The sequence below is a fragment of the Schaalia sp. genome (assembly GCF_050312375.1).
Classification (GTDB): domain Bacteria; phylum Actinomycetota; class Actinomycetes; order Actinomycetales; family Actinomycetaceae; genus Pauljensenia; species Pauljensenia hyovaginalis.
The window spans coordinates 86011-108663 of the sequence record NZ_JBNOYB010000024.1 but is presented as its reverse complement, the minus strand read 5'-3'; the positions used below and the strand labels follow the sequence as shown (position 1 = coordinate 108663).

The 22653-nt window shown below is 64.0% G+C and carries 18 protein-coding genes, 1 other RNA gene and 2 pseudogenes; 13 read left to right on the top strand and 8 right to left on the bottom strand.

Annotation, left to right across the window (positions count from 1 at the left end):
• Positions 1 to 86: 86 nt before the first annotated feature.
• On the bottom strand, positions 87 to 1109 hold the full coding sequence (locus tag ACQY7V_RS01885; protein ID WP_428638631.1) for a siderophore ABC transporter substrate-binding protein: 1023 nt from the start codon (positions 1107 to 1109) through the stop codon (positions 87 to 89).
• Positions 1110 to 1233: 124 nt separating this feature from the next.
• Positions 1234 to 1818, bottom strand: a complete 585-nt coding sequence (locus ACQY7V_RS01880; RefSeq protein ID WP_428638629.1) for a 1-acyl-sn-glycerol-3-phosphate acyltransferase — start codon at positions 1816 to 1818, stop codon at positions 1234 to 1236.
• Between the two features lie 216 nt (positions 1819 to 2034).
• Here ACQY7V_RS01880 and typA point away from each other — a divergent pair, with 216 nt between their 5' ends.
• From typA to ssrA, 8 genes are all read left to right on the top strand, one after another.
• Positions 2035 to 3954 (top strand): translational GTPase TypA, encoded by a 1920-nt coding sequence (gene typA / locus ACQY7V_RS01875; protein ID WP_428638628.1) that lies wholly within the window; start codon positions 2035 to 2037, stop codon positions 3952 to 3954.
• A gap of 120 nt (positions 3955 to 4074) precedes the next feature.
• Positions 4075 to 5199, top strand: a complete 1125-nt coding sequence (gene prfB / locus ACQY7V_RS01870) for a peptide chain release factor 2 (protein WP_277299194.1) — start codon at positions 4075 to 4077, stop codon at positions 5197 to 5199.
• Between the two features lie 232 nt (positions 5200 to 5431).
• The gene (ftsE, locus tag ACQY7V_RS01865; protein WP_154476485.1) at positions 5432 to 6121 is read left to right on the top strand and encodes a cell division ATP-binding protein FtsE; all 690 of its coding nucleotides are present in this window, start codon (positions 5432 to 5434) and stop codon (positions 6119 to 6121) included.
• Between the two features lie 4 nt (positions 6122 to 6125).
• Positions 6126 to 7040: a permease-like cell division protein FtsX gene (gene ftsX, locus ACQY7V_RS01860; RefSeq protein ID WP_277299196.1), complete on the top strand. Its 915-nt coding sequence runs from the start codon at positions 6126 to 6128 to the stop codon at positions 7038 to 7040.
• Complete coding sequence (locus tag ACQY7V_RS01855; RefSeq protein WP_428638625.1) at positions 7040 to 8320, top strand: peptidoglycan DD-metalloendopeptidase family protein; 1281 nt, start codon at positions 7040 to 7042, stop codon at positions 8318 to 8320. The genes ftsX and ACQY7V_RS01855 overlap by 1 nt, the downstream gene beginning before the upstream one ends.
• 79 nt (positions 8321 to 8399) lie before the next feature.
• On the top strand, positions 8400 to 8927 hold the full coding sequence (gene smpB, locus ACQY7V_RS01850) for an SsrA-binding protein SmpB (protein ID WP_303773796.1): 528 nt from the start codon (positions 8400 to 8402) through the stop codon (positions 8925 to 8927).
• A gap of 13 nt (positions 8928 to 8940) precedes the next feature.
• On the top strand, positions 8941 to 9498 hold the full coding sequence (locus ACQY7V_RS01845) for a hypothetical protein (protein ID WP_303777912.1): 558 nt from the start codon (positions 8941 to 8943) through the stop codon (positions 9496 to 9498).
• 114 nt (positions 9499 to 9612) lie between these two features.
• Positions 9613 to 9987: a transfer-messenger RNA gene (ssrA, locus tag ACQY7V_RS01840) on the top strand.
• A gap of 265 nt (positions 9988 to 10252) precedes the next feature.
• Here the strand turns inward: ssrA and ACQY7V_RS01835 are convergent.
• The 6 genes and pseudogenes from ACQY7V_RS01835 to ACQY7V_RS01810 form a co-directional block, all read right to left on the bottom strand.
• Positions 10253 to 11510 (bottom strand): annotated as a pseudogene (locus ACQY7V_RS01835) (IS256 family transposase).
• Between the two features lie 322 nt (positions 11511 to 11832).
• Complete coding sequence (locus tag ACQY7V_RS01830; RefSeq protein ID WP_303773798.1) at positions 11833 to 12699, bottom strand: hypothetical protein; 867 nt, start codon at positions 12697 to 12699, stop codon at positions 11833 to 11835.
• A 57-nt stretch (positions 12700 to 12756) separates the two neighbouring features.
• Positions 12757 to 13935, bottom strand: a pseudogene (locus tag ACQY7V_RS01825) (IS3 family transposase).
• Positions 13936 to 14240: 305 nt separating this feature from the next.
• A complete protein-coding gene (locus ACQY7V_RS01820; RefSeq protein ID WP_303773799.1) occupies positions 14241 to 15935 on the bottom strand; it encodes a hypothetical protein in 1695 nt (564 codons plus the stop codon).
• Between the two features lie 226 nt (positions 15936 to 16161).
• On the bottom strand, positions 16162 to 16644 hold the full coding sequence (locus ACQY7V_RS01815) for a 2-oxo-4-hydroxy-4-carboxy-5-ureidoimidazoline decarboxylase (RefSeq protein ID WP_303773882.1): 483 nt from the start codon (positions 16642 to 16644) through the stop codon (positions 16162 to 16164).
• Positions 16645 to 16995: 351 nt separating this feature from the next.
• Positions 16996 to 17214, bottom strand: a complete 219-nt coding sequence (locus ACQY7V_RS01810; RefSeq protein ID WP_303773801.1) for a hypothetical protein — start codon at positions 17212 to 17214, stop codon at positions 16996 to 16998.
• Positions 17215 to 17300: 86 nt separating this feature from the next.
• On the opposite strand from ACQY7V_RS01810, the gene ACQY7V_RS01805 reads away from it, so the two are divergent.
• The 5 genes from ACQY7V_RS01805 to ACQY7V_RS01785 all read left to right on the top strand — a co-directional run bounded on the left by ACQY7V_RS01805 (position 17301) and on the right by ACQY7V_RS01785 (position 21997).
• Positions 17301 to 18554, top strand: coding sequence for an ATP-binding protein (locus ACQY7V_RS01805; protein ID WP_303773802.1), 1254 nt, complete (start codon positions 17301 to 17303; stop codon positions 18552 to 18554).
• Between the two features lie 370 nt (positions 18555 to 18924).
• Positions 18925 to 19749 (top strand): MerR family transcriptional regulator, encoded by an 825-nt coding sequence (locus tag ACQY7V_RS01800; RefSeq protein ID WP_303773804.1) that lies wholly within the window; start codon positions 18925 to 18927, stop codon positions 19747 to 19749.
• 692 nt (positions 19750 to 20441) lie between these two features.
• Positions 20442 to 21383 (top strand): restriction endonuclease, encoded by a 942-nt coding sequence (locus ACQY7V_RS01795; RefSeq protein WP_303773805.1) that lies wholly within the window; start codon positions 20442 to 20444, stop codon positions 21381 to 21383.
• Positions 21384 to 21497: 114 nt separating this feature from the next.
• Positions 21498 to 21743: a type II toxin-antitoxin system Phd/YefM family antitoxin gene (locus tag ACQY7V_RS01790; protein ID WP_303773806.1), complete on the top strand. Its 246-nt coding sequence runs from the start codon at positions 21498 to 21500 to the stop codon at positions 21741 to 21743.
• A complete protein-coding gene (locus ACQY7V_RS01785) occupies positions 21740 to 21997 on the top strand; it encodes a Txe/YoeB family addiction module toxin (protein WP_303773807.1) in 258 nt (85 codons plus the stop codon). Before ACQY7V_RS01790 ends, ACQY7V_RS01785 begins: the two co-directional genes overlap by 4 nt.
• Positions 21998 to 22653: the final 656 nt, after the last annotated feature.

Genomic DNA, 22653 nt, shown 5'->3' with positions numbered 1-22653 from the left:
CTTCTGTGCGCCGGGGAGGGAGTCGCGGACTGGGCCCGCGACTCCCGCCGCCGCCCTCGTATCCGAGGGGCGTGAGGCCGAGATCGTCACTTCGCCTGTTCCATGGCGTCGGCGATCTGGGTGAAGAACTCCGTGTAGGTCTGGATCGACTCGTTGACGTAGGTGTCCGCGGGCATGTAGAGGATGCGGCCCTTCGTCACGGCGTCGACGTTCGCGAGGGCGGCGGTGTTCGCGAGGAGCTCGTTCGCGGGGACGGGGGTCTGGCCGCGCTTGGCGCCGATGGCCGCGTCGCGGTCCATGACGAGGATCCACGCGGGGTTCGACTGCGCGATCGCCTCGACGGAGACGTCGTCGCCCTCGTGGTCGGTCGACCCCTCCGAGGACAGGGCGGGGGTCAGGCCGAGGACCGAGTAGATCGGGCCGAGGGTTCGGCCCGAGCCGGGGGCCGAGTAGTTGATCTCACCGCCGGAGACGATGACGGAGAGGACGGTCTGGTCGGAGGAGTAGGCGGCTTTCACGCGGGCGATCGCGTTCTCGAAGTCGGCGACGAGCTTGGCGGCCTCGTCCTCCTTGCCGAAGATCTTCCCGAGGAGGGTCGTGACGCGGATGAGTTCGGCGTCGAGCGGCTTGTCCGGGTCGATGTTGGTGTCGACGAGGGCGGCGCCGGGGACGAGTCCCTTGATCGCGTCGTACTGCTCCTGGAAGCGCTGGCCGTTGAGGACGAGATCGGGATTCGCGGCGACGAGCGCCTCGAGGTTCGGTTCGCGGTGGGAGCCGAGGTCGACGACCGTCTCGTCGGCGGCGTAGGCGGAGGTGCTGGCGATGATCTGGCGCGGTGCGGCTGAGAGCTTCACGCCCCAGTCCTCGAGGGTCTCGAAGATCCGGTTGTCGGTGGCGACGATGCTCTTCGGGGAGGTCGGGACCTCGACTGAGCCGCGGAGGTCCTCGACCGTGATCGTCGCCGGTTTCGCGGCTGCGGACTGGGGTGCGCTCGAGGCGGATTGAGCGGCGGGTTCGCCGCCGCCGGTGCTGCAGGCGGCGAGGGTGAATGCGGTGATGCCGACGAGGGCGAGGGAGACGGCGCGTGCGCGGAGCGCGGTCGAGGCCACGATGGAACTCCTACAAGTCGATTCTCGATGGGCGCACGGTCGTGCGCAGCTCGCACGATATTCGATAGGAGTTCGTGATGTAAATGGTGACTGAGGATAGAAAGGTCACCCTAAGAAGCGCTGGTCATGACCCGGATTCCTCGTCCTCGATCCGCAAGCGCGGAACGGAGACGAGCTCCGGATTCACCCCGGTCTTGTCGGCGTAGAAGGCGCGGATCACGTCCATGTCCGCCTTCGGATCCCCGCTGAGGCGAATCGAAGGGCCCCAGCCGAAGGTGCGGGTCTTCGCATCCACGTAGCCGAGCGCGACGGGGAGGTCCGCTCCCAGGGCCATCCGGTAGAAACCGGACTTCCAATACTGCCTGGGCGAGCGCGTGCCCTTGGGGGTCAGGACCACGGTGAACTCATCGGCCTCGGCCGCCCTGGCGACCACCTGCCCCACGACCCCGTGCGCCGCGGAGCGGTCGATCGGCATCCCGCCGATCGCACGGACGAAGGGGCCGAGCAGCGGGACCCTCGTCACGGACTCCTTCACGAGGAAATTGAAGGGGCGCCCCAGTGACCAGAAGCACAGGGCCATGAAGACGCCGTCCCAGTTCGAAGTGTGCGGAGCGCCGATGACCAGCGTCTTGTCCTCCAGAGGCTCGTGGACGAAGGTCCAACGCGAGAACAGCATGTAAGTCTTCGCGACGAAGCGGCGGATGCGCATGAGTCCGATTTCAGAGCTCCCGTGCAGATCGGCGGTGTCGAGGGCGCGAGCCGTCGAGGGGCCGGGAGGGCCGGGCCCCGGACGTGCTCACGCGCCCAGAGTAGCGGCTCGACGCGTGGCCGATGTCGCACGTCCCGCCCTCGGGCGCAGCGGCCTGAACGACTAGGATCGGGGGTGCTCATTGCGCCACAGGGGCGCGAGGAATCGAGGAATCACATGCCCGTACGCCAGGACCTGCGCAATGTCGCGATCGTCGCACACGTCGACCATGGCAAGACGACGCTCGTCGACGCGATGCTCTGGCAGTCCGGCGCGTTCTCGGATCGCGACACGGTCGAGAAGACCGGTGAGCGCGTCATGGATTCGGGCGATCTCGAACGCGAGAAGGGCATCACGATCCTCGCCAAGAACACCGCGGTCCACTACCGGGGTCCTGCCGCCCAGAAGCTCGGACTCGAGGACGGCGTCACGATCAACGTCATCGACACCCCCGGCCACGCCGATTTCGGCGGCGAGGTCGAGCGCGGCCTGTCGATGGTCGACGGCGTCGTCCTCATGGTCGACGCCTCGGAAGGGCCCCTTCCCCAGACGCGCTTCGTCCTCCGCAAGGCCCTGCAGGCCCAGCTCCCCGTCGTGGTCGTCGTCAACAAGGTCGATCGGCCCGACTCCCGGATCGACGAGGTCGTCTCCGAGACGACCGACCTCCTCCTCTCCCTCGGCGAGGACCTGCTGAACGACGGCGTGGACGCCGATGTCGATGCGCTGCTCGACGTCCCGGTCGTGTACGCCTGCGCGAAAGCCGGCGTCTCCTCGCTGACCAACCCCGGCAACGGCGTGCAGCCGACCGAAGACCTCGAGCCCCTGTTCGAAACGATCCTGTCGAGGATCCCGGGCCCCTCCTACGAGGAGGGCGTGCCTCTCCAGGCGCACGTGACCAACCTCGACGCCTCCCCCTTCCTCGGGCGCCTCGCGCTCCTGCGCATCCACAACGGCACCCTCACCAAGGGCGCGAGCGTCGGCCTCGCCCGTCACGACGGGACGATCAAGTCGGTCCGCGTCACCGAACTCCTGCGCACCGAGGGGCTCGAACGCGTGTCCGCCGAATCCGCGGCCCCGGGCGACATCGTCGCCGTCGCCGGCATCGACGACATCATGATCGGCGAATCCCTCGTCGATCTCGAGGACCCTCGCCCCCTCCCGCTCATCACGGTCGACGATCCGGCGATCTCCATGACCATCGGCATCAACACCTCGCCGATGGCGGGTCGCGTCAAGGGCGCGAAGGTCACGGCCCGGCAGGTGAAGGACCGCCTGGACCGCGAACTCATCGGCAACGTCTCCTTGAAGGTCCTGGCGACCGAGCGCCCCGACGCCTGGGAGGTTCAGGGCCGCGGCGAGCTCGCCCTCGCGATCCTCGTCGAGCAGATGCGCCGCGAAGGATTCGAACTCACCGTCGGCAAGCCGCAGGTCGTCACCAAGGACATCGACGGCGTGCGCTCCGAACCGATGGAGCGCATGACGATCGACATCCCCGAGGAGTACCTCGGCGCCGTCACGCAGCTCCTGGCCGCCCGCAAGGGCCGCATGGAGACGATGGCGAATCACGGCTCGGGCTGGATCCGCCTCGAGTTCGTCGTGCCCGCGCGCGGCCTCATCGGCTTCCGCACGCGCTTCCTCACCGAGACGCGCGGCACCGGCATCGCCTCGTCGATCGCCGACGGCTACGCGCCCTGGCAGGGAGCGATCGAACAGCGCCTCACCGGCTCGCTCGTCGCCGACCGCGCCGGACAGGCGACCCCCTACGCGATGACCAACCTCCAGGAGCGCGGCTCCTTCATCGTCGAACCCGGCTCGGAGGTCTACGAGGGCCAGGTCGTCGGCGAGAACCCGCGCGGCGAGGACATGGACGTCAACATCTGCCGTGAGAAGAAGCAGACGAACACGCGCTCGGCGACGGCCGACGTCTACGAGTCGCTCACGCCCTCGCGCAGGCTCACCCTTGAGGAATCCCTCGAGTTCGCGGCCAACGACGAGTGCGTCGAGGTGACGCCCGAGGCGATCCGCGTGCGCAAGGTCGTCCTCGACGCGCAGGAGCGCTTCAAGATCGCCGCGCGCGAACGCCGCGCCCAGAAGTAGGAGGGGCCTTCGGCCCGCCTCCCGTCCGCACGCGAGAACGGCGGCCCGGGCGGGTCGAAGGTGATGCTCGCGACGGCCGCGGGAGCCGGTTCGGGCCTCCGGATCGACTAGGCTGGGGCCGTGGCCATTGAATTCCCCGAAGAGATCCAAGCACTGCGCACGACGATGGAGAACGTCCTCGCCGTCGTCCAGCCCGAGCGCCTGCGCGCCCAGATCGCCGAGCTCGAGAAGCAGGCGACCGCCCCCGACCTGTGGGACGATCCCGCGCACGCCCAGGAGGTCACTTCGGCGCTCTCGCACCGGCAGTCCGAGCTGGATCGGGTGACCCGCATGGTCGATCGGATCGACGACCTCGAGGCCATGGTCGACATGGCCGGTGAAGACCCCGATGAGGCCGCCGAGATCCTCGCCGAGGCCGAGGGCGACCTCGTCTCCTTGAAGTCCGACATCTCCGACCTCGAGATCCGCACCCTCCTCGACGGCGAATACGACGAGCGCAACGCCGTCATCACGATCCGGTCGGGCGCCGGCGGCGTCGACGCCGCCGACTTCGCCGAGATCCTGCTGCGCATGTACCTGCGCTGGGCGGAGCGTCACGGCTACCCGACGAAGGTCATGGACACCTCCTACGCCGAAGAGGCCGGCCTGAAGTCCGCGACCTTCGAAGTCCAGGCCCCCTACGCCTACGGCACCCTGTCCGTCGAGGCCGGCACGCACCGCCTCGTCCGTATCAGCCCCTTCGACAACCAGGGGCGCCGCCAGACCTCCTTCGCGGCGGTCGAGGTCATCCCCCTCATCGAATCGACCGACCACATCGAGATCCCCGAATCCGAACTGAAGATCGACGTCTTCCGCTCCTCGGGCCCCGGCGGCCAATCGGTGAATACGACGGACTCTGCCGTCCGCATGACGCACATCCCGACCGGCATCGTCGTGTCCATGCAGGATGAGAAGTCGCAGATCCAGAACCGTGCGGCGGCTCTTCGCGTCCTCCAGTCGCGCCTCCTCGTGCTGCGCCACGAAGAGGAGCAGGCGAAGAAGAAGGAACTCGCGGGCGATGTGAAGGCCTCCTGGGGCGACCAGATGCGCTCCTACGTCCTGCAGCCCTACACGATGGTCAAGGACCTGCGCACGCAGTTCGAGTCCGGCAACCCGCAGTCCGTTTTCGACGGGGACATCGACGGCTTCATCAATGCGGGGATCCGCTGGCGCAAGAACCAGCAGAACGAGGCGCAGGAGTCCTGAACCCGGAGGCGCAGGAGTCCTGCGCCGTCCGGCTCCTGCGAGCCCCGTCGGGGTGATTCCTCCCCTCGCAGGGGAGGGGAGGGGAGGCGGGGGCGGCGGAGCGGCATGACGATCCCGCGGGCGGGCCGCCTGTGAGTCTCATCGGGTTCCGCTCCGGCCGCGTGTCGCCGAAGAGGCGCGGAGCGCGCGCGCCTAGTCTGGTCGCGACCACTACCCCGGACTGGATGGCCCAATGATTCGATTCGACGATGTCACCATGGTGTACACGCCGGGCGCCAAACCCGCGCTCGATCACGTGTCGCTCGAAGTTGAACGAGGGGAGTTCGTCTTCCTCGTCGGCAAATCCGGCTCGGGGAAATCGACCTTCCTTCAGCTCGTCATGCGCGAGCTGAAGACGACTTCGGGGCACGTCTGGGTCCTCGGTCAGGACGTCGCGCGCCTGTCGAACTGGGCGGTGCCGAAGCTGCGCAGGCAGATCGGAACGGTCTTCCAGGACTTCCGCCTCCTCCCGTCCAAGACGGTCTACGAGAACGTCGCCCTCGCGATGCAGGTCATCGGCAAGCCGAAGCACGCGATTCGCTCCGCTGTCCCCGAGGCCCTCGAACTCGTCGACCTCGCGGGCAAGGAGAAGCGACTGCCTCACGAGCTGTCCGGCGGTGAGGAGCAGCGCGTGGCGATTGCGCGCGCGATGGTCAACCGGCCCGAGCTCCTGCTCGCCGACGAGCCGACGGGCAACCTCGACCCGGATACCTCGCTCGGCATCATGAGGCTCCTCGACCGGATCAACCGGACCGGGACGACCGTCGTCATGGCGACGCACGATGCCGACATCGTGAACCAGATGCGCAAGCGCGTCATCGAGCTCCAGGGCGGCCAGATCGTGCGCGATCAGTCGCGCGGCGTCTACGGATCGGCGAGGTGATCCGATGAAGCTCCGTTTCATTCTCTCCGAGGTCGGCAAGGGCCTGTCCCGCAATCGGGCGATGTCCGTCGCCGTCGTCCTCGTGACCTTCGTCTCCCTCCTCTTCGTGGGCGTGGCCGGCCTGTCTCAGATGCAGGTCATGCGCATGAAGTCCCAGTGGTACGACAAGATCGAAGTGTCGATCTACATGTGCGCCATCGACGACGGAACGCCCTCGTGCAACGGTGAAGAGGCGAGCGAAGAGCAGATCGCGGCCGTGAGGGAGAAGCTGAACTCATCGGCGATGACGGCCTACGTCAAGAACGTCTACGAGGAATCGAAGGAAGAGGCGTACGCGAACTTCCAGAAGCTCTACGGCGACTCGACGATCGGCCAGTGGACCAGCGCCGACATGATGCAGGTCTCCTTCAGGGTCAAGCTCGTCGACCCCGAGCAGTACTCGATCATCAAAGAGGAGTTCTCCGGCGTTCCGGGAGTCTCCGAGGTCAAGGACCAGCGCGAGATCATCGAGCCCCTGTTCCGGGTGATCGACGCGGCCAGGATGCTCGCCCTCGGCCTCGGCGCGGTGATGATCATCGCCGCGGTCCTCCTGATCTCGACGACGATCCGCCTGTCCGCCATGAGCCGCGAGCAGGAGACCCAGATCATGCGCTACGTCGGCGCCTCCAACCTGTTCATCCAGGCCCCCTTCATGATCGAGGGCGCCCTCGCCGCCGTCACCGGGGCGCTGCTGTCGGTCGGTGCGCTGTTCGCAGGCGTCCACTTCCTGGTTCAGGGGTGGCTCGCCCCGGCGTTCAAGTGGACGAGCTTCGTCGGCCTGACCGAGGTCGGCATCATGACGCCGATCCTCATCCTCGCAGCCGTCCTCCTCGCCCTCGTCGCCTCCGCCTGGTCGCTCGCCAAGTACACGAAGGTCTGATGAACGTGGCTCTTCATCCGCACAGTCGATTCCTCAGGGGCCGCGCGCTGGCAGCCGCCGCGGTGGTCGCCCTCACGGCGCTGGTCACGACGGTGACGCCGTCCGCGGCGGACGACCGTGACGATGTCGAGCGCCAGCGTGACGCCGCGTCGAACCAGGTCGATCAGCTCTCGGCCGACCTGGAGGGGATCGACTCCGAGCTCGCCGCGATCTACGTGGATCTGCAAACGGCGAACGAGCGCATTCCCGAGGCCGAGAAGCAGCTGGAGGACGCCCGGAAACGGCGCGACACGGCGAACCGTGAACACGAGGTCGCCATCGGCCAGCTCAGTGCGGCGCAGGCCGAGAAGGACCGGCTCGTCGAGTCCTCGCAGGCCGCTCAGGCGAAGGAGGAGCTCGCCAACGAGGCGATCGGCCAGTTGGCCCGTCAGATGTACCGGAACGGCTCGGATTCACCGGCCGTCGTCGCATTCACCAAGTCGGGTACGGAGAACATCGGTCAGCGGGCGGCGGCGGCCGATGCGATGGCCCGCTCCCAATCCCAGGCGATCGCGGCCGCGATCGACGTGAGGACCCGTCAGCGCACTCAGGAGAGCAGGCAGACGTCCATCACTGATCGCATCAGCGCCCTCGAGAAGACGGCGGCCGATGCGCTCGCAGCCGCGCAGAAGGCGGAGAGTGACGCGCAAGCGGGACTCGCCGCTCTTGAGAAGGCCAAGAGCGACGCGGAGACCAAGCAGGCCGCCTGGGATGCCCGGAAGTCGGAAGCGGCGGATCAGCTGAGGAAGGCGCAGGACGACTACAAGGCCCTCAACGATCGTCTCGCGGCGATCGATGCCGCAGCGGCGGCCCAGGGCGCGGTGCCGCAGAGCTCGGCCAGCGGTCTCACCTTCCCCCTGCGGATCCCGATGCTCATGACCTCCCCGTACGGCATGCGCCTGCATCCCGTCGTGGGGATCTGGGTCCTTCACGACGGCACGGACTTCGCGGCCTCTTGCGGCACCCCGCTTTATTCCTCGGCGCCCGGATACGTGAGCGACGCGGGATGGATCGAGGGCGGCGGCAATACCATCTCCATCAACCACGGGACGATCGGCGGCGCCCAGCTCTCGACGACCTACATGCACCTGCAGGCGCCGGCCTCCGTTTCCGTCGGCCAGTACGTCGACACGAACACGGTCATCGGCTACGTCGGCACGACCGGGTATTCGACGGGATGCCACCTGCACTTCACGGTGCGCGTCAACGGAGGGACCGTCGATCCGATGGGCTACCTGTGACCGCAAGCGTTAATATTGTCCTTCTGTTGCGCGGGGCTCCGCCCTCGGCAACCTGAGGCCGGAGGAAAGGGGGTGCGCTGTGCCCAAGGAATGGAAGAAGCCCAAGCCGACTGAGGGCGAGCGTCGCAAGGCGGCTTCCGATGCGAAGAAGACGATCGCGCGCAACAAGAAGGCGCGCCACGACTACCTCATCGAGGACACCTGGGAGGCCGGACTGGTCCTGACGGGGACCGAGGTGAAGGCCCTGCGGATGGGGCGCGCCTCGCTGGTCGATTCCTGGGTCGAGGCGAAGAACGGCGAGGCCTGGCTCTACGGCGCGAACATCCCCATGTACGCCCAGGGCTCGTGGACGAATCACGCGCCGACCCGTAAGCGCAAGCTCCTGCTCCATCGCTCGGAGATCCTGCGGATCGAGCAGAAGGTCCAGGCCAAGGGGTACACGGTCGTCCCGCTCGAGCTCTATTTCATCGGAGGCCGCGCGAAGGTCGAGATCGCCCTGGCGAAGGGCAAGCAGGAGTTCGACAAGCGTCATGCGCTTCGCGAGAAGCAGGACAAGCGCGAAGCCGAACGTGCGATGAGCCGCTACGTGAAGCGTCCGCAGCGCTGAATCGGAGGACGTCGTGGGAGTGATCGAATACGAACCGCACGAGGGCCTCTTCGCCAAGCTCCGGCGTTTTTTCAGCGGTGGGACGGCGGATGCGCCCCTGAGCGGTGAGGGCGTGGCAGCGGGCGCTCCTGCGGGCAGTGCCGAAGGCCGTGACGAGTCCTTCGGCCGGAACGGGACGCGACGCGTGTCCTCGGGATCGACGACGTGGAGCGCCCCGCCCCTCTCGCAGGAGGAACGGGCCCTGGTCGCCAAGGGGAACCGCCCCCGCGCCTCGGCCCTGTACCGGGACCGCACGGGAGTGGCCGATTGGCAGGCCGTCCGGGTCGTCGAGGCGCAGGCCCGGTGGTTCGAGGACATGGCCGGTCAGGAGGAGCCTGCCTCGGCGCCGGATTCGCACTCGCCTGCGCCATCCGCGCTGAATCCTCCGGCCTGCCTTCCGGGCCTCAATGAGGAGGAGATCCGGCTCATCGATTCGGGAAGGGTGATCGGAGCGGTCGCCTCTTTCCGTCGGCGGACCGGCTGCTCCTTGGTCGATGCGAAGGCGGCCATCGACTCGTATCGAGGCGTGTGAAGCCCCGAATCCCCGGATTCTCCGCGGCGCTCCTCTTGCGCGCTTCGCCGAGGAAGGGCTATCCTGATGCGTCCGGACGGCTTCGGCCGACCGGGAGAGTTGATGAACTCAATAGGGGATGATCGGTTTCGACGGCGGTCGTCGATCGAGGGGAAGCGGGCCGAGAACGCGCGCTCAACTCGCAAACGCTGCGTGCAAACCAATAGGTGCCGAACAGAACCGCACCGACTACGTTCTCGCCGCCTGATTGCCGCGTGAACCTTTAGTCCGTCAGCCCGGGTGGTGCCCTCAGCCCGGTGTCTGGCGTCGTTCAGGGGGCCACTGGGTGCGGGCCATGTCGGTGGGTCCGCTCCGACACTCAATCGACTGAGCCCATCCAGCAGCAGGCCTGCATGACGTTGGGGGCTGAGAAATAATCAGCAGGATGCGCCCGGAGAAGACCTCGGGGTCGGCCGTCGGACGGGGGTTCGATTCCCCCCATCTCCACCAATCCGCATGATTCCAACGAAAAACCCTCCTCGGAGGGGGCGCGTGGAACAAACGTGGAACACTGAAACGGGCTCGGGTCCATTCGGCACTTCTTGAGAGGTGACGACATGAGCCCTGAGCCCGTCCTCATTCCCCTGTCCTGCCTGGGGCACAGTCACGCCGATTCCCGACGCCAGTCTCCGTGACTGTCGGGAGCTGTTCCGACTCCAAGGGCGGCACGGTAGAGCTCGTCCTCGGTCAAGTCCTGTGTGGTGGTGTCACTTGCTTAGGCGGTGTGGGGGAGTTGGGGTCTGGTGTTGTCGTGCTGGTCGGTGAGGATGTGGGTGAGTGTGCGCATGGAGGTGTCGGAGAAATAGCTGCGTTCACCGTATTGCCATTCCTCGTGCTGTTCGAGGAGGACTGCGCCGATAAGGCGGTTTGCGGACTGACGGTCGGGGAAGATCTGGACGACGTCGGCGCGGCGCTTGATTTCGCGGTTGAGCCGCTCGATGGGGGTGTTGGACCAGACCTTTTGCCAGTGCTCTCGCGGGAGGGTCGCGAAGGCGGTGAGGTCGGCCTGGGCGTCGATGCGCATCTGGGCGATCTGGGGGAAGGAAAGGGCCAGGGAGTCGGTGACCGCCCGGTATTGGGCGGTGACGGCCCTTGTGCGTGGTCTGAGCGAAGGTCGTGGAGATCAGGGCGTTCACGGGCTTGGAGTGGGCTGATCCGAGACGCTGGGTGACGTTGCGCGAGAAGTGGACGCGGCAGCGCTGCCAGGCCGCTCCCGGCAGGATCGCCTTGAGGCCGGCATGGGCATCGCTGGTGACCATGGCGAGCCCAGAGGGTCGTGGCTGGTGGCGACCCTTGGGCCCTGTCGCGTAGGGAGCCAAGGAAGATGGTCCAAAAGTCGGTGGTCTCGGCGTCCCCCAGGCTGATCCCGAGGATCTCGCGGCGCCCCTCGCCCGAGACGGCAGTGGCGACCACGAGCGCTTGGGAGACGAGTCGGCCTCGCCCCCTGACGTCGAGGTAGGTGGCGTCCAGGAACAGGTAGGGGAACCAGGTGTGGTCGAGGCGGCGTGTCAGGAAGTGGGCGACGGCCTCGTCGATCTCGGTGCAGATCCGCGACACGGTCGAACGGCTAATGCCTGTCTCGTTGCCCAGGGCGCGCACCAGCTTGTCGACTTTACGGGTGGCACGCCGTCGATCCAGGCCTGGCAAATCACCACGTACAGGGCCTTGTCGACCCTCCTGCGAGGAGACAGTAGAGAAGGGGGGAAGAACGATCCTTCCCTCAACTTGGGGATCGCCAGTTCCACCTCGCCAGCCAGCGTCGCCAGCGTCTTGGGGCGCGTCCCGTTACGCCGGGTCGCGCGCTCGGGGATCCGCTCGTGCGGGGCCGCACCGATCCTCGCGGTCGCTTCGGCGTTGGTCAGGTCCTGCAGTCCCGCCTGCAGCATCCGTCAGAACACGCCCGAGTGGGCAAGGCCGGGATCGGTCAGGACTTCCTGGATCAACGCGAACAAGGCAGACTGGTTATGGGTCATCGTGGGATCACTTCTTTGCTTCTTGCCGGAAACAACAGGGGCCTCCCACAATGGCCCCTCTTCACATCACCGACGACGAACCACCAGCGGGAAGTGACACCACGCTAAGAGACACACCCTCGTCCTCAGCCGATGCGTCGAGCGTATCGAAAGACGGCTATCGGTGTCCGCGTCATGATCGCCTCCGTGGCGTGGGTTGTGTGCGCCAGCTACAGCTTGTGGTGACTTCTATGGGAGACATCGTTCATCGGCGCCATCTTCGACTCTGTTGATCCTCCCAGGGGTGAACGGGAAGTCGGCAGTCTGGGGAAACTGCTGACTTTCAGGCGCGGTCTGGTCGACGATCGCCGACCAGAATGCCGCATCGATCGAGAAATAGCACTAGCGATGCGTTAATTGTGTATAGACAGGTGTTGAAGCTCTCCATCAGGATTGCGTCATTAACGCTGATGATTGATGTTCGTCCTTTGGGGGTCTCTTCGGCGTTTGTGTGATCAGAACCCAGGCATAGGGACCAGCTCATTCCATGCTCATAGCCGGACAGGAAGCGCCATTGGGCCCGAATGAGGGTGGTAATGGAAGGCTGATATGACAGCCAGGCGAGGTTTTCGATCTCCTTGGTTAGCTTGCATGATTTCCTGTCGATCGGAGTGGTCTTTTTCGTCCCGCCTCCTCTATTAGATGTGATCGGTCCCTTGTTGTCCAGCCCAGCATAGGAACATCCAAGGCTTTCGGCTTCAGTTTTAAATACCTCGTTTAATCTTGCAACATCTTCTGTTTGGCAATCTTGCGCCTCTCGTAGTTTCGACAGATCTTCGGTGAATTGAAGTCGATTTTTGATATCTTTGATCTCCATCCAAAGGCCGCGTTTCCTCCGCGTCGCGGAGCTGGGAGGATCGAGTAGCCAAATTGACCAAAGAGACGACTCGAGTGCCGGGCGCAGTAGGGTGTATGGCGTGGTGATACCGATGGGGCCTTCGGTCAGCATCCTGTAGCACTCTGAAAGATGATCATGTGCAACGGCGATGTGTCGAAATGCTGCGTAGTACGTTCGGTGTCCACTGGGATTAGATTCGTCTTCTTCGCGGGCGCTCTCCGGTTTCCATGGCGGCTGCTGTTCGGCAAGTTCGTTGATTCGCTGATGAAGATCTTGGATTTGCTGGTAGAGCTTCTGCTGCTGGCTGTCCATGTGTTCATGTTAGAGAGTGTGAACAGAAGAGTCTGCTGCGGATTTAGGTGGCAGTGGTTACGCGGCTTGATGGGCTGCTGTAGTCATGATCTTCTCGTATTCGGTGGGGGTCAAGTGTCCGAGGTGGTTTTGCCTGTGGCGTCGGTGGTAGGTGCGTTCAATCCAGGTGACGATCGCGATGCGTAGTTCTTTGCAGATGGTCCACTGGCGGCGGGCTGGGACACTCTTCTGCAGGAGGCTGAAGGAGGATTCCATCGCCGCGTTGTTACCGGCAGCGCCGACTCTGCCCATGGATCCAACCATGTGGTGACGGATGATCGCGTGCTGCAATTTCCTTGATCGAAACTGGCTGCCCCTGCCAGAATGCGGCACGCAGCCATCAACCGTCTGCCCTTCGATACGGCGTCGCGCAACATCATTGTCCAGAGCGTGAACCGCCAGACGGGCCCTTCATGCGCGAGTCGATCGAGTAGCCGACGATCCGGTTGGAGTACACGTCTTTGATGGCGCACAGGTAGACCTTGCCTTCGCCGGTGGAGTGCTTGGAGATGTCTGTGAGCCCCAATTGGTTGGGAGCGTCGGCCGTGAACTGGTGTCGCACGAGGTCGTCGTGAACGGGTGATCCGGAGCGTTTGTGCCTGCCTCGGGTGGGTTGGCCGAATAGCGATCACCACTGGTTCGTATGACAGATCCGCCACGCGCCCCGCGTGGCCATTACTTGCCCCGCGGCGCGCGCCTCGTCGGCCAGGAATCGGTAGCCGAACTCTGGATCGTCGCGATGGGCGTCGAACAAGGCGTTCGCTCGATGGGCCTGGATCCACTCCCTGCGCGTCACGGGTTCGGCGAGCCAACGGTAGTAGGGCTGGCGGGCGAGCTTGAGTACCCGGCCCGTCACCGCCACGGGAATCCCATCAGCGGCGAGCTCGCTCACGAGCGGGTAGAGCCTTTCCCGGCAGGTTTGCCTGGGACAAATTACGCGGCAGCTCGGCGCAGTGCCTCGACTTCTTGTTTCAGCAGGCGATTACGACGCCGCAGTTGATGAAGCTCAGCCAGTTCGGCACTGCTCGCACCGGGCCGCTCGCCGGCATCGATACGGTCTTGACGCAACCACTTGGTCAAGGTCGTCGGGTGGATACCGAAGTCCTTGGCGACCCGCTCCAGCGTCACCCCGTCCTCACGGCTGTGGGCAACCCGAACAACATCCTCGCGGAACTCCCGCGAGTAGGGCTCAGACACATTGGCACCCTTCCAGCCGACCCCACGGGCCAGCCATCTCAAATGTCACCCAAACCTGCAGCAGACCCGAATGCCCCGGCGACCGCAGCTTCGGGCGAACAGCCCGATCCGCAGCCTGCTGACGACGACCCATCACACACCCCTCTCACGAGGTGTTGCGACAAGCAGTTGAATCCACCGAGCCTACAATGGTCGGAGTTCGACACCTGCGCCTCAGATTCCCCCTGTGGTCCCGGCCAGTTCGCTGGCAGGGACCTTGCCTGTCTGGGCCTGCTATTGGCCGGACCTCGGTCTGCTTCGCTCCTTCAGGAGTCGACGGTCGATATCTCCGTTTCAGCCTGTTCGATTGCTTCCCTTGCTGTAGTCGCGCGGGGCGTTCGTTCCCAGAGTATCGTGGCCAAGTCGTCGATCTGATCGTGGCAGGCGGCATCGGGGAACATCCAGTGGATATCTCGATGGTCGGTTGTTACATCGATGGTCGGTCGAACAACCGCTCCGTGATTGGAGCGAGGCCGTACGTACTGCACCTCGTCCAGCGAGTGAATCGGGCCGAGTTCCCCTCGTCGTAGGAGGTCTCTCGGGTTGGCGGTGATGATTCGTCGATCAGTGACCGCTACGAATGTGCATGATGCGAACTTCTCCATGATGGTATGGGTTCTACCCGGAGCGAGTGCCTCCCATGTCGCATCTACCCGTTTGGCGAGAACTGCTGACACAAGTCTGCCCAGGTAATTAGTTTCAACTTCGTAGGGAAACGCTATGCCGCGAAGTTTCTCGCCATCCTCAAGGAACCATTGAAGTATGCGCAGGTAGGGGTCAAGATCAATGCCCTTGGGTGCGCACACAGTGTCTGGCATGGAGGGAAACTCGACTGCGGGATGAAACACGCGGGTCAGAGGTTCGATAGATTCGAGGAGTTGAGCGCATGTCAGTTTCGATACCCCGGCATCCTTCCGCTTCTTTGTCAGAGGCATAGTTGCCCGTCCGGGAAGCTCGGCGACGATCCGCAGCTCGCGGGCAAGGGACACGGTGAGTTGGGCGATCTCCCGGAGTAACTCTTCGATCTCAGGCGGGGTGTTTCGCGTGATGCGGTCGAAGAGCTGGGCTTCGTTCTCGTCGGTGGCGCTTCGGGTCCGGGCCAGCGCCGCACGAAGCGTCTGGTACTCGACGTGTGTCTTGAGGGAACTGAGCAGCGCATGCGTGTCAAAGACGATGGCCTCGGCGTTCGTTTCTAGATACTGGCGTCTGGCGCGCCCGTCGACTCTCCCGAGTTCCTGAACATGCCCGGCGACATTCTTCCGATAGAACTTCAGCTGCTTACGTATTACTGGGCCGCTTGAGGCGATTGGTTCCCACACTGTGTCCGTGATGACCTCGAGTTCACGGGCCTCGCGGAGTGCCTCATCGACCGACTCTGCGAGACCCTCGAGCTCGGACCATTGTTCGTTGCGGATAGTCTTGAGCGTCTGTGTGGTGAGCGCAATGTTGGTGCGGACGAGGCCCGAAATCTCGCCAATCTGCATCTGGAGCGCGATCATGGAGATGGCTGGCCCTATGGCTGCGATCGCCGTCGCAGCTGTCATCGACGCGGGGATGAAGCGTGCCTGAGCAACCAGCTTGCCGTTTTTGAAGATTGCTCCGAGCTTCGCACCGTCCTTCGCGGCCATCTGCCCGCCACTCTTCAGCAACGCCAGCGTCGCATCGTCGACGCGGAAGAGGCCTTGAGCGCTCGACACAGCCTCTGCAACGTTTCCAACGACAGTGCCTGCGTTGCCCAGCGAACCCAGAGCCGTGGAGAGCTGCGTTCGGTCGAACGACGGGATTAGGTTGAGATCGATGAGTTCAACGCCATTCGGGACTTCGCCGAAAAGGACAGCAACGCCCGGGATCACCTCTACAAGGGTTGTCGACGCTGCGGACTCCAGTTCTCCTGCCACAGCATGCACCTCTTCGGGCCGCACCGAACCAGCGTAGGTGGCTGAGTCAGTCGTGTCGGTCATCCCTGATCCTCTTCTCGTCGAGCGAGTCGGAACTCCTTCCGATGCAGCGACTAGCATAGCTAGCGTCTCTGACAAGGCCTGGATTCGCTCCCTTTACGGTGTCACCAACGTGACGATGAGTAGGCTCCTGCACGTGATCTGGAGTTCGACCCGTGCCCCTTGGTCTCCACCTGTGATGCCCCCTGCGCTCCTCTTGGGACTGCAGGGGCGTTGTGCCGTGTCCGCGTCAGTTGAGCTGCTCGAACTTGTGCGCCCAGGTGGAGCGGATGGGGTTGGCGATCATTGTGCTGAAGCGCTTGTCGGCGATGTCGATGACCTCGCCAACAGCGGTGCGTGCCTCGCAGTTATCGGAGCCCGCCGTGCGCGGCCAGTCCTGGGCGGTGAGCTGGCCGTGGAGGTGCTCGACGCACATGGCGAGCGGGTGCCCGAACGTTGCACGGTTGGCCTCGGACAGGTCGCGTAACTCGGCGGCTTCGGCGTCGTCGTGCTTCCCCAGGGCCGGCGAGGTGGTGGCTAGTAGGAGGTCGACGACATCGGTATAGCCGGCGATGAGTACCTCCTGATCCTCGGGCGAGGCGGCGAGGACCTCGTCCTCGAAGGTCTGGCGCAGCGTCGTCGTGGCGAAGGGGAGGGCCTCCCACACGCGTTCGGTCGGCCAGTGTTGGCGTACAGGTTCGAGAAAGCGCCGACGAGCTCCGCATGGGTCCATGGCGTTGACGTTGTCGAGGCTGAGGGCGCGCCCTGCGAAATGCCCCAGAGTGCCGTCGATGCCATCGGGCGCCGGGGGTGTGGCTCTCTCAAGTGGCAAGCGCTCTCACGAAAGTCCCCGGTCGCCTACGCCACCAGCAGCAGGTGATCTCGTGCGGGGAGCAGTTCGACTCGTACCCCCTTGAGCTTCACTACCTGCCTGCTGGCGTTGATACATTGACGCGCCAGCAGGCAGTTTGTCATGTGCGTGTGCCAATATTGCCCCCGCGCGCGAGAGTTGGGCGGTTTTGTCGATGCGGTGCGCCGCTTCGAACGGTGAGCCAGGCCTCGGCGGAGCCGAGGATATGGGCTCCTATGTGGGCAGGTCGTCACTCTGGGTGTCGGCGATCGCGTCTTCCATCATCCTCGCATCGATCGCACCCCGTTGCCGCACGGCTTGCGTCTCCAGCTCGGTGGTGTCGCAGAGGGTGGTGTGGAGGAGGTTCCAGTCGATTAGGTCCTGCTGCCGGACCAGTTGGGCGAGGACGGTTTGGAAGATCTGCTCGAGTTGCTGATTGCGTAGGACTGGCATCCCGGTCGGGCGTGGGGTGCGGCATCTGTCTCGGGTCTGAATGACGAAATGTCGATTTCAAAGATGACGAACTATAGACTTCTCGCATGACTGACTATCGACCTCGCGTGGTGGACGGCGAGCTGAACCGTCGGATGGCAGCGATGGGGGCTGTGCTCATCGACGGCCCCAAGGCGGTCGGCAAGACGCGCACTGCTGTCGAGGTCTCGGCCTCGGTCTTCAGAATGGATGTTGATGAGGCGGCTCGCGCGGCTCTCGAAGTGGCGCCTGAGCAGCTGTTCTCATCCCCAACTCCGATCGTCTTCGATGAGTGGCAGGAGACCCCGCGTCTGTGGAATCTTGTGCGCCACGCTGTCGACGACCATGACGGGAAAGGCCTTTACGTCCTCACCGGCTCCTCTCGTCCACGCGATGTGGCGCGGGTCCACTCTGGCGCCGGACGGATTGCGCGCCTGCGCATGCGACCGATGTCCTTGTTCGAGACGGGGCATTCCACTGGTGAGGTCAGCCTCCAAGCTCTCCTGGGGGGAGGTGATCCCGTAGGTGCGAGTTCTGGACTGAGCATCGAAGGACTGCTGGAGCGGATTGTGGTCGGTGGGTGGCCGGACCTGCTCGAGACCGACGAGCGAGAGGCCTCAGTGTGGCTGAGAGACTACTTGCGAACGCTCGCCGAGGTTGATGTTCCGGGACTGGGCCCCAGGCGAAACCCCGGCAACATCACACGACTCCTGGCCGCCCTTGGGAGGTCTGCAGCGACTCCGCTGAATCTGAGGTCACTCGCGCAGGACGTCGGTGGGGCCAGGGGGCCGATCGCGGCTGAGACCCTCACGAACTACATGGATGCGCTGGAGCGTCTCATGCTTATTGAGCCTATTCCGGCCTGGCGTCCTCATATGCGGTCTCGGACCCGGCTGCGTGCATCCGCCGTCCATCACTTCGTCGACCCCTCGTTGGGGACGGCCGCCTTGGGAGTCGGGACTCGGCAGCTGCGTCAGGACCTCAATGCTGCGGGCTTGCATTTCGAGTCTCTAGTCATGCGCGACCTGCGGGTCTACGGGCAGTCCTTGGGCGCAACGCTGGCCTCATGGCGCGATTCCCAGACAGGGCATGAAGTCGATGCGGTGCTCGAGCTCCCTGATGGACGATGGGCTGGGATCGAAGTCAAGCTGGGAGAGTCTGCGGCAGATGCTGCTGCGGCTTCACTACTGCGGATGGCCAGCAAAATCGATGGCGAGAGACATGGCGAGGCGGCGGCGCTCATCGTGGTGACAGGGGGTCGCTTCACCTATCGGCGTCCCGATGGCGTCTGTGTCGTCCCCATTACTGCTCTCGGTCCGTGACAGCCGCTTCGAGACACACTGCGCCGAGTGTGATCTTCGCGAAGTCGTGCACACGGCGAGAGACGATGAATCCTGACCTCGACCAGAGTGGATGATGGGCTCGAGAGCATTCCCTTGAACGAGCAACACGTGGTCGCGAGTCGGAACGAGTTCGACACGTGCCCCCTGAACTCCACTGAGTGCCTGCTGGCGTTGATACACTCACGCGCCAGCAGGCATTTTGTCGTTTTCTTGTGACATTTTGGGCCCCGCGCGTGAGAGTTCACGGTTTTCGCGCAAAATCCTGGTCAGAGCGTTTTGATGCGCGTGAGAGTCGCCTGTTTCGCCGAGGTGTTGACTCTGACATCGTGTGAGAGGCCATGCTGGATACATGACCGAGGCCTCCAACCTGATCTCGATCGGGGAGTTCAGCTCACTGACCCGACTGTCGGTACGCATGTTGCGTCACTATGACGCGCACGGCGTCCTAGTACCCGCTGATGTTGACCCGCGGACTGGGTATCGCCGCTACTCCCCGCACCAGTTGCGAGATGCGGCTGATATTCGCAACCTTCGCGATGTTGGGTTTGGTGTCTCTGCTATTTCGGCTCTGCTTGCTGCCCGTGGTACTCCGGCTTGGCTTACTGCGTTGGAGCTCCAGCGCGACTCGCTGGTCGATGAATCGTGGGCGGCTCAGGCTCGGCTGGCGCTCATTACCAGGCTTATTCAAGGAGAATCCAGCATGTCCATCACCCTCGACCGCCGCGTTGTCCCCTCCATGACCATTGTCGCCCTGCGCGACATCATCCCGACCTATGCCGACGAGCACCTGCTCTGGCATCGCATGATGCCCGAGGTGACACGCCAGCAGATCGCTCCGATCGGTCCCCGTGGCGTCATTGAGCATCATGACGAATTCACTGAGCATGACGTCGACGAGGAAGTCTTCCTTCCCATCGCTCCGGGGACGACCGCGGTGGCTCCATTGGCGATCCACGAGTTGCCCGAGCGTGAGTGCTTGGTTGCGCGTGTTGTGGGTCCGTATGAGCAGATTTCGCAGGCCTATGACCGCATGGGCGAGCGGCTCGCAGCTGAGGGGCTCAGTCTGTTGCACGATGGGACGCTCGCTGCGCGCGCCTTCAACCTGTACCTGAACACCCCTGACGAGGTGCCCGCTGAGGAACTGGTGACCGAGGCATACATGCCGTTGGCCTAGTTAGCGACACCATGCGGAGCGCCTTTGACGATGCCAGTCCGCCCCTGAGCTCCGGGATTGGATTGAGATGTGGTCGGCGTCGAGCCGGGCGGCGATCTTGGGGATGGAGCGTCCTTGAAGGAACTCGGCATAGATGCGGCGCAAGATGGCGCCCTTGATTTCGGGGTGTCAAATTCGATCTTGTCGGCCTTGGTCAACAGCGACGTCTTCGGGACGGTGAACTTGGCCCCAATACAGCCAGAGGTACTGGTGCTTCCCGTTGGAGCGGGCGGCACGGAACCCGATCGCGACGGGCGCCGCCGTCCTCGGAGGCAGACACCAGCACCCCGTTGCTGTCGACCCGGGCGCCGATCAGCGCGGCGGCAGCCGTCGGCCCCAGATCGTCGATGCCAAAGGTGAGGGTGCCGGAGGCGAACTCCTTGATCAGCTCCGATGCGCGGTCATCGGTATACAGGGTGACTTCGGCAAGCTCAACCTCCAGCTCGGCAGAGATTTCCTTGGCCGGCTGTACTGGCGTGCCGTAGGTTTCGGCCCCGATGTCGGGGGTCTTCGGTAATGGTGGCGTAGTACGGCTCGTCCAAGCCGATCGTGGCCATGGTGGGTGTCCTTTCAACGGTGAGGGTGTCTGAGCTCTCGGGCGGGGGATGGCGAATAGGGTGGTAGGTGACAGTGTGTGAGCGAGGAGGCTCGGCATGGGTGTAGATCTGACCCCGACGATCGATGAGTTCCGTCCCGTGGTGTTGCGAGTGTTGGCCGACGGCCAGATCCACCGCGTGCGCGATATCTGTGAACTGGTCGCCAACCACATGGGGTTGAGCGCTGAGGTTCGGGCCGAGATGATCACCTCGGGACAACTGAGGTATGTGAACCGGATCAACTGGGCCTGCTCTGCCCTCACCCACGCCGGGTTGCTGGATCGCCCGTCGCGCGGCAACTACCGCATCACTGCTGACGGCCGCAGTGTGGATGCGCGGTCGTTGACGAGTTACTCCGAGCAGGACATGCTGGAGTGGCGGGCGTGGCAGGCATACCAGGACGAGATCGCCGCCCGGAAAACCTCAGGTGGCCAACCAGCGGTGCAAGCGGTGACGCCAGCAACGGTGGGGAATCCGGTGGAGTTGATGGAGGGCGCGGAAGCCTTGTTCAACGCCCAGATCGAGACTGAGCTGCGGAGCAAACTGCAAGAGTCGTCGCCGGAGTTCTTCGAGAAAGCCGTCATCGACTTGCTGTGGGCGATGGGCTACGGCGGTGACTACGGCGAGAAGCAGCATGTGGGCCGCTCTGGTGATGGCGGTATCGACGGCATCATCCGCCAAGACACTCTCGGGCTGAGCAATGTCTACATTCAAGCCAAGCGTTATGCCGACACCAACAAGGTCGGCGATCCCGAGATCCGCAACTTCATGGGCTCGCTGATGACCAAGGGAGCCCTAAAGGGCGTGTTCATCACCACCTCCGACTTCCAGCCCGCCGCAGTAGCGAGCGCGAAGTCGTTCTCCAACGTCAAGATCGTACTAATCAACGGCATCCAACTGACCTCTCTCATGCTGCGCTACGGCGTCGGAGTCCACAAAACCCGCACCTTCACCCTGTACGAAATCGACGAGGACTACTTCGAGTCCGACCTGGCTTAGGCCTCGTGTAGGTGCCTCCCCCAAGCGAGCCGAGGCGTTCGAAAGGTTTGCGGTGGGTGGACACCATCAGGCATACTGGTACAAGATTTGGTACCAGTGTGGAGGGGGTTGGTTATGGCTGTCACTGCCACGGAGGCGCGCAAGAACTTGTTTCCGTTGATTCAGCGGGTCAACGAGGATCGCGCGCCAGTTGAGATCACCTCACGCAATGGCGACGCGGTGCTGCTCTCGCGGGCGGACTATGATGCGTTGGAGGAGACGGCACATCTGCTGCGGGTGCCCGCCAATGCCAAGCATCTGCTGGAGAGCTTGGAGCAGGCCCGTGCGGGCAAGCGCGAACAGCACGATCTGGTGCGATGAGACTGGTCTTCACGCCCAACGGCTGGCGCGATTACACCTACTGGCTTGCCGCTGACCGGCAGGTCCTCAAGCGCATCAACCGGTTGATCGACGAGGCTCTTCGTGATCCGACTGCAGGTATCGGCAAGCCTGAACCCTTGCGACATATGCTGTCCGGGACATGGTCGCGTCGCATCACCGAAGAGCACCGGCTTGTCTATCTCGTCGATGACGATGACCTTGTGGTCCTGCAGGCTCGATTCCACTACGAGTGAGGGTGTGATGTCCCAGGGCGTTGTTCCGGCAATGTCCTGGGACTTCTTTCATGTTTGGGGTGTTGGCGTCTCCTGGTGAGACGTCCGGTCGGTGAGCGGCGCGCCCGCCCGATATCGGTCGCCCCGCCGCTTGGAGGAAGTGCAGCTGGCCGAGCGCACGGCCGGGCCCAGACGAGGTCGACAAGACGAGTGCCCAGCCGGCCACCTGGCACAGCCCCCGCCCTCACGGGCGCGCCCCGGTGACGAGACTCACCACCCCCGAGGCCCTCTCCTCTCAGTATCACGCCACCCAAGCGACAATCGCATGAGCACCGAGCCCCCACTCACTGCACCCGGAACGATCCATTGGCGATGGTCCGGACGAGGGCGGCCCTTCGCCTCGACAGGCGGCCGGGGTGCGCCCGTCCCCAGGAAACTTGGGGGGCGAAATGTGATGGCAAAGCATTCAGGGTATTGCGTAAATGTGAAAACTTTGGACTAGAATCAATCACATGTCAACGGTGACATGCGCTAGAGAGCGATTCTCGTGCCAGCCGAGTCGCTGGGCGATTGAGTACTCCGCGCCATCGAGGAACCTCGGCGGAACGATCCATAGAAGGAACGGTGTTTTGCCTGATCACGGTTCCGGCATCGGTCGCTCTCTGAGTTACTACCCT

What these genes read in the sequence shown, in the direction of transcription:
- ACQY7V_RS01790 (WP_303773806.1), top strand. Translation starts at nt 21,498, where the DNA reads ATGGCTGTCACTGCCACGGAGGCGCGCAAGAACTTGTTTCCGTTGATT.
- ftsE (WP_154476485.1), top strand. Translation starts at nt 5,432, where the DNA reads ATGATTCGATTCGACGATGTCACCATGGTGTACACGCCGGGCGCCAAA.
- ACQY7V_RS01805 (WP_303773802.1), top strand. Translation starts at nt 17,301, where the DNA reads ATGACTGACTATCGACCTCGCGTGGTGGACGGCGAGCTGAACCGTCGG.
- ACQY7V_RS01880 (WP_428638629.1), bottom strand. Translation starts at nt 1,818, where the DNA reads ATGCGCATCCGCCGCTTCGTCGCGAAGACTTACATGCTGTTCTCGCGT.
- typA (WP_428638628.1), top strand. Translation starts at nt 2,035, where the DNA reads ATGCCCGTACGCCAGGACCTGCGCAATGTCGCGATCGTCGCACACGTC.
- ACQY7V_RS01815 (WP_303773882.1), bottom strand. Translation starts at nt 16,644, where the DNA reads ATGGACCCATGCGGAGCTCGTCGGCGCTTTCTCGAACCTGTACGCCAA.
- ftsX (WP_277299196.1), top strand. Translation starts at nt 6,126, where the DNA reads ATGAAGCTCCGTTTCATTCTCTCCGAGGTCGGCAAGGGCCTGTCCCGC.
- ACQY7V_RS01810 (WP_303773801.1), bottom strand. Translation starts at nt 17,214, where the DNA reads ATGCCAGTCCTACGCAATCAGCAACTCGAGCAGATCTTCCAAACCGTC.
- ACQY7V_RS01785 (WP_303773807.1), top strand. Translation starts at nt 21,740, where the DNA reads ATGAGACTGGTCTTCACGCCCAACGGCTGGCGCGATTACACCTACTGG.
- ACQY7V_RS01820 (WP_303773799.1), bottom strand. Translation starts at nt 15,935, where the DNA reads ATGACCGACACGACTGACTCAGCCACCTACGCTGGTTCGGTGCGGCCC.
- ACQY7V_RS01830 (WP_303773798.1), bottom strand. Translation starts at nt 12,699, where the DNA reads ATGGACAGCCAGCAGCAGAAGCTCTACCAGCAAATCCAAGATCTTCAT.
- ACQY7V_RS01795 (WP_303773805.1), top strand. Translation starts at nt 20,442, where the DNA reads ATGGGTGTAGATCTGACCCCGACGATCGATGAGTTCCGTCCCGTGGTG.
- ACQY7V_RS01800 (WP_303773804.1), top strand. Translation starts at nt 18,925, where the DNA reads ATGACCGAGGCCTCCAACCTGATCTCGATCGGGGAGTTCAGCTCACTG.
- ACQY7V_RS01855 (WP_428638625.1), top strand. Translation starts at nt 7,040, where the DNA reads ATGAACGTGGCTCTTCATCCGCACAGTCGATTCCTCAGGGGCCGCGCG.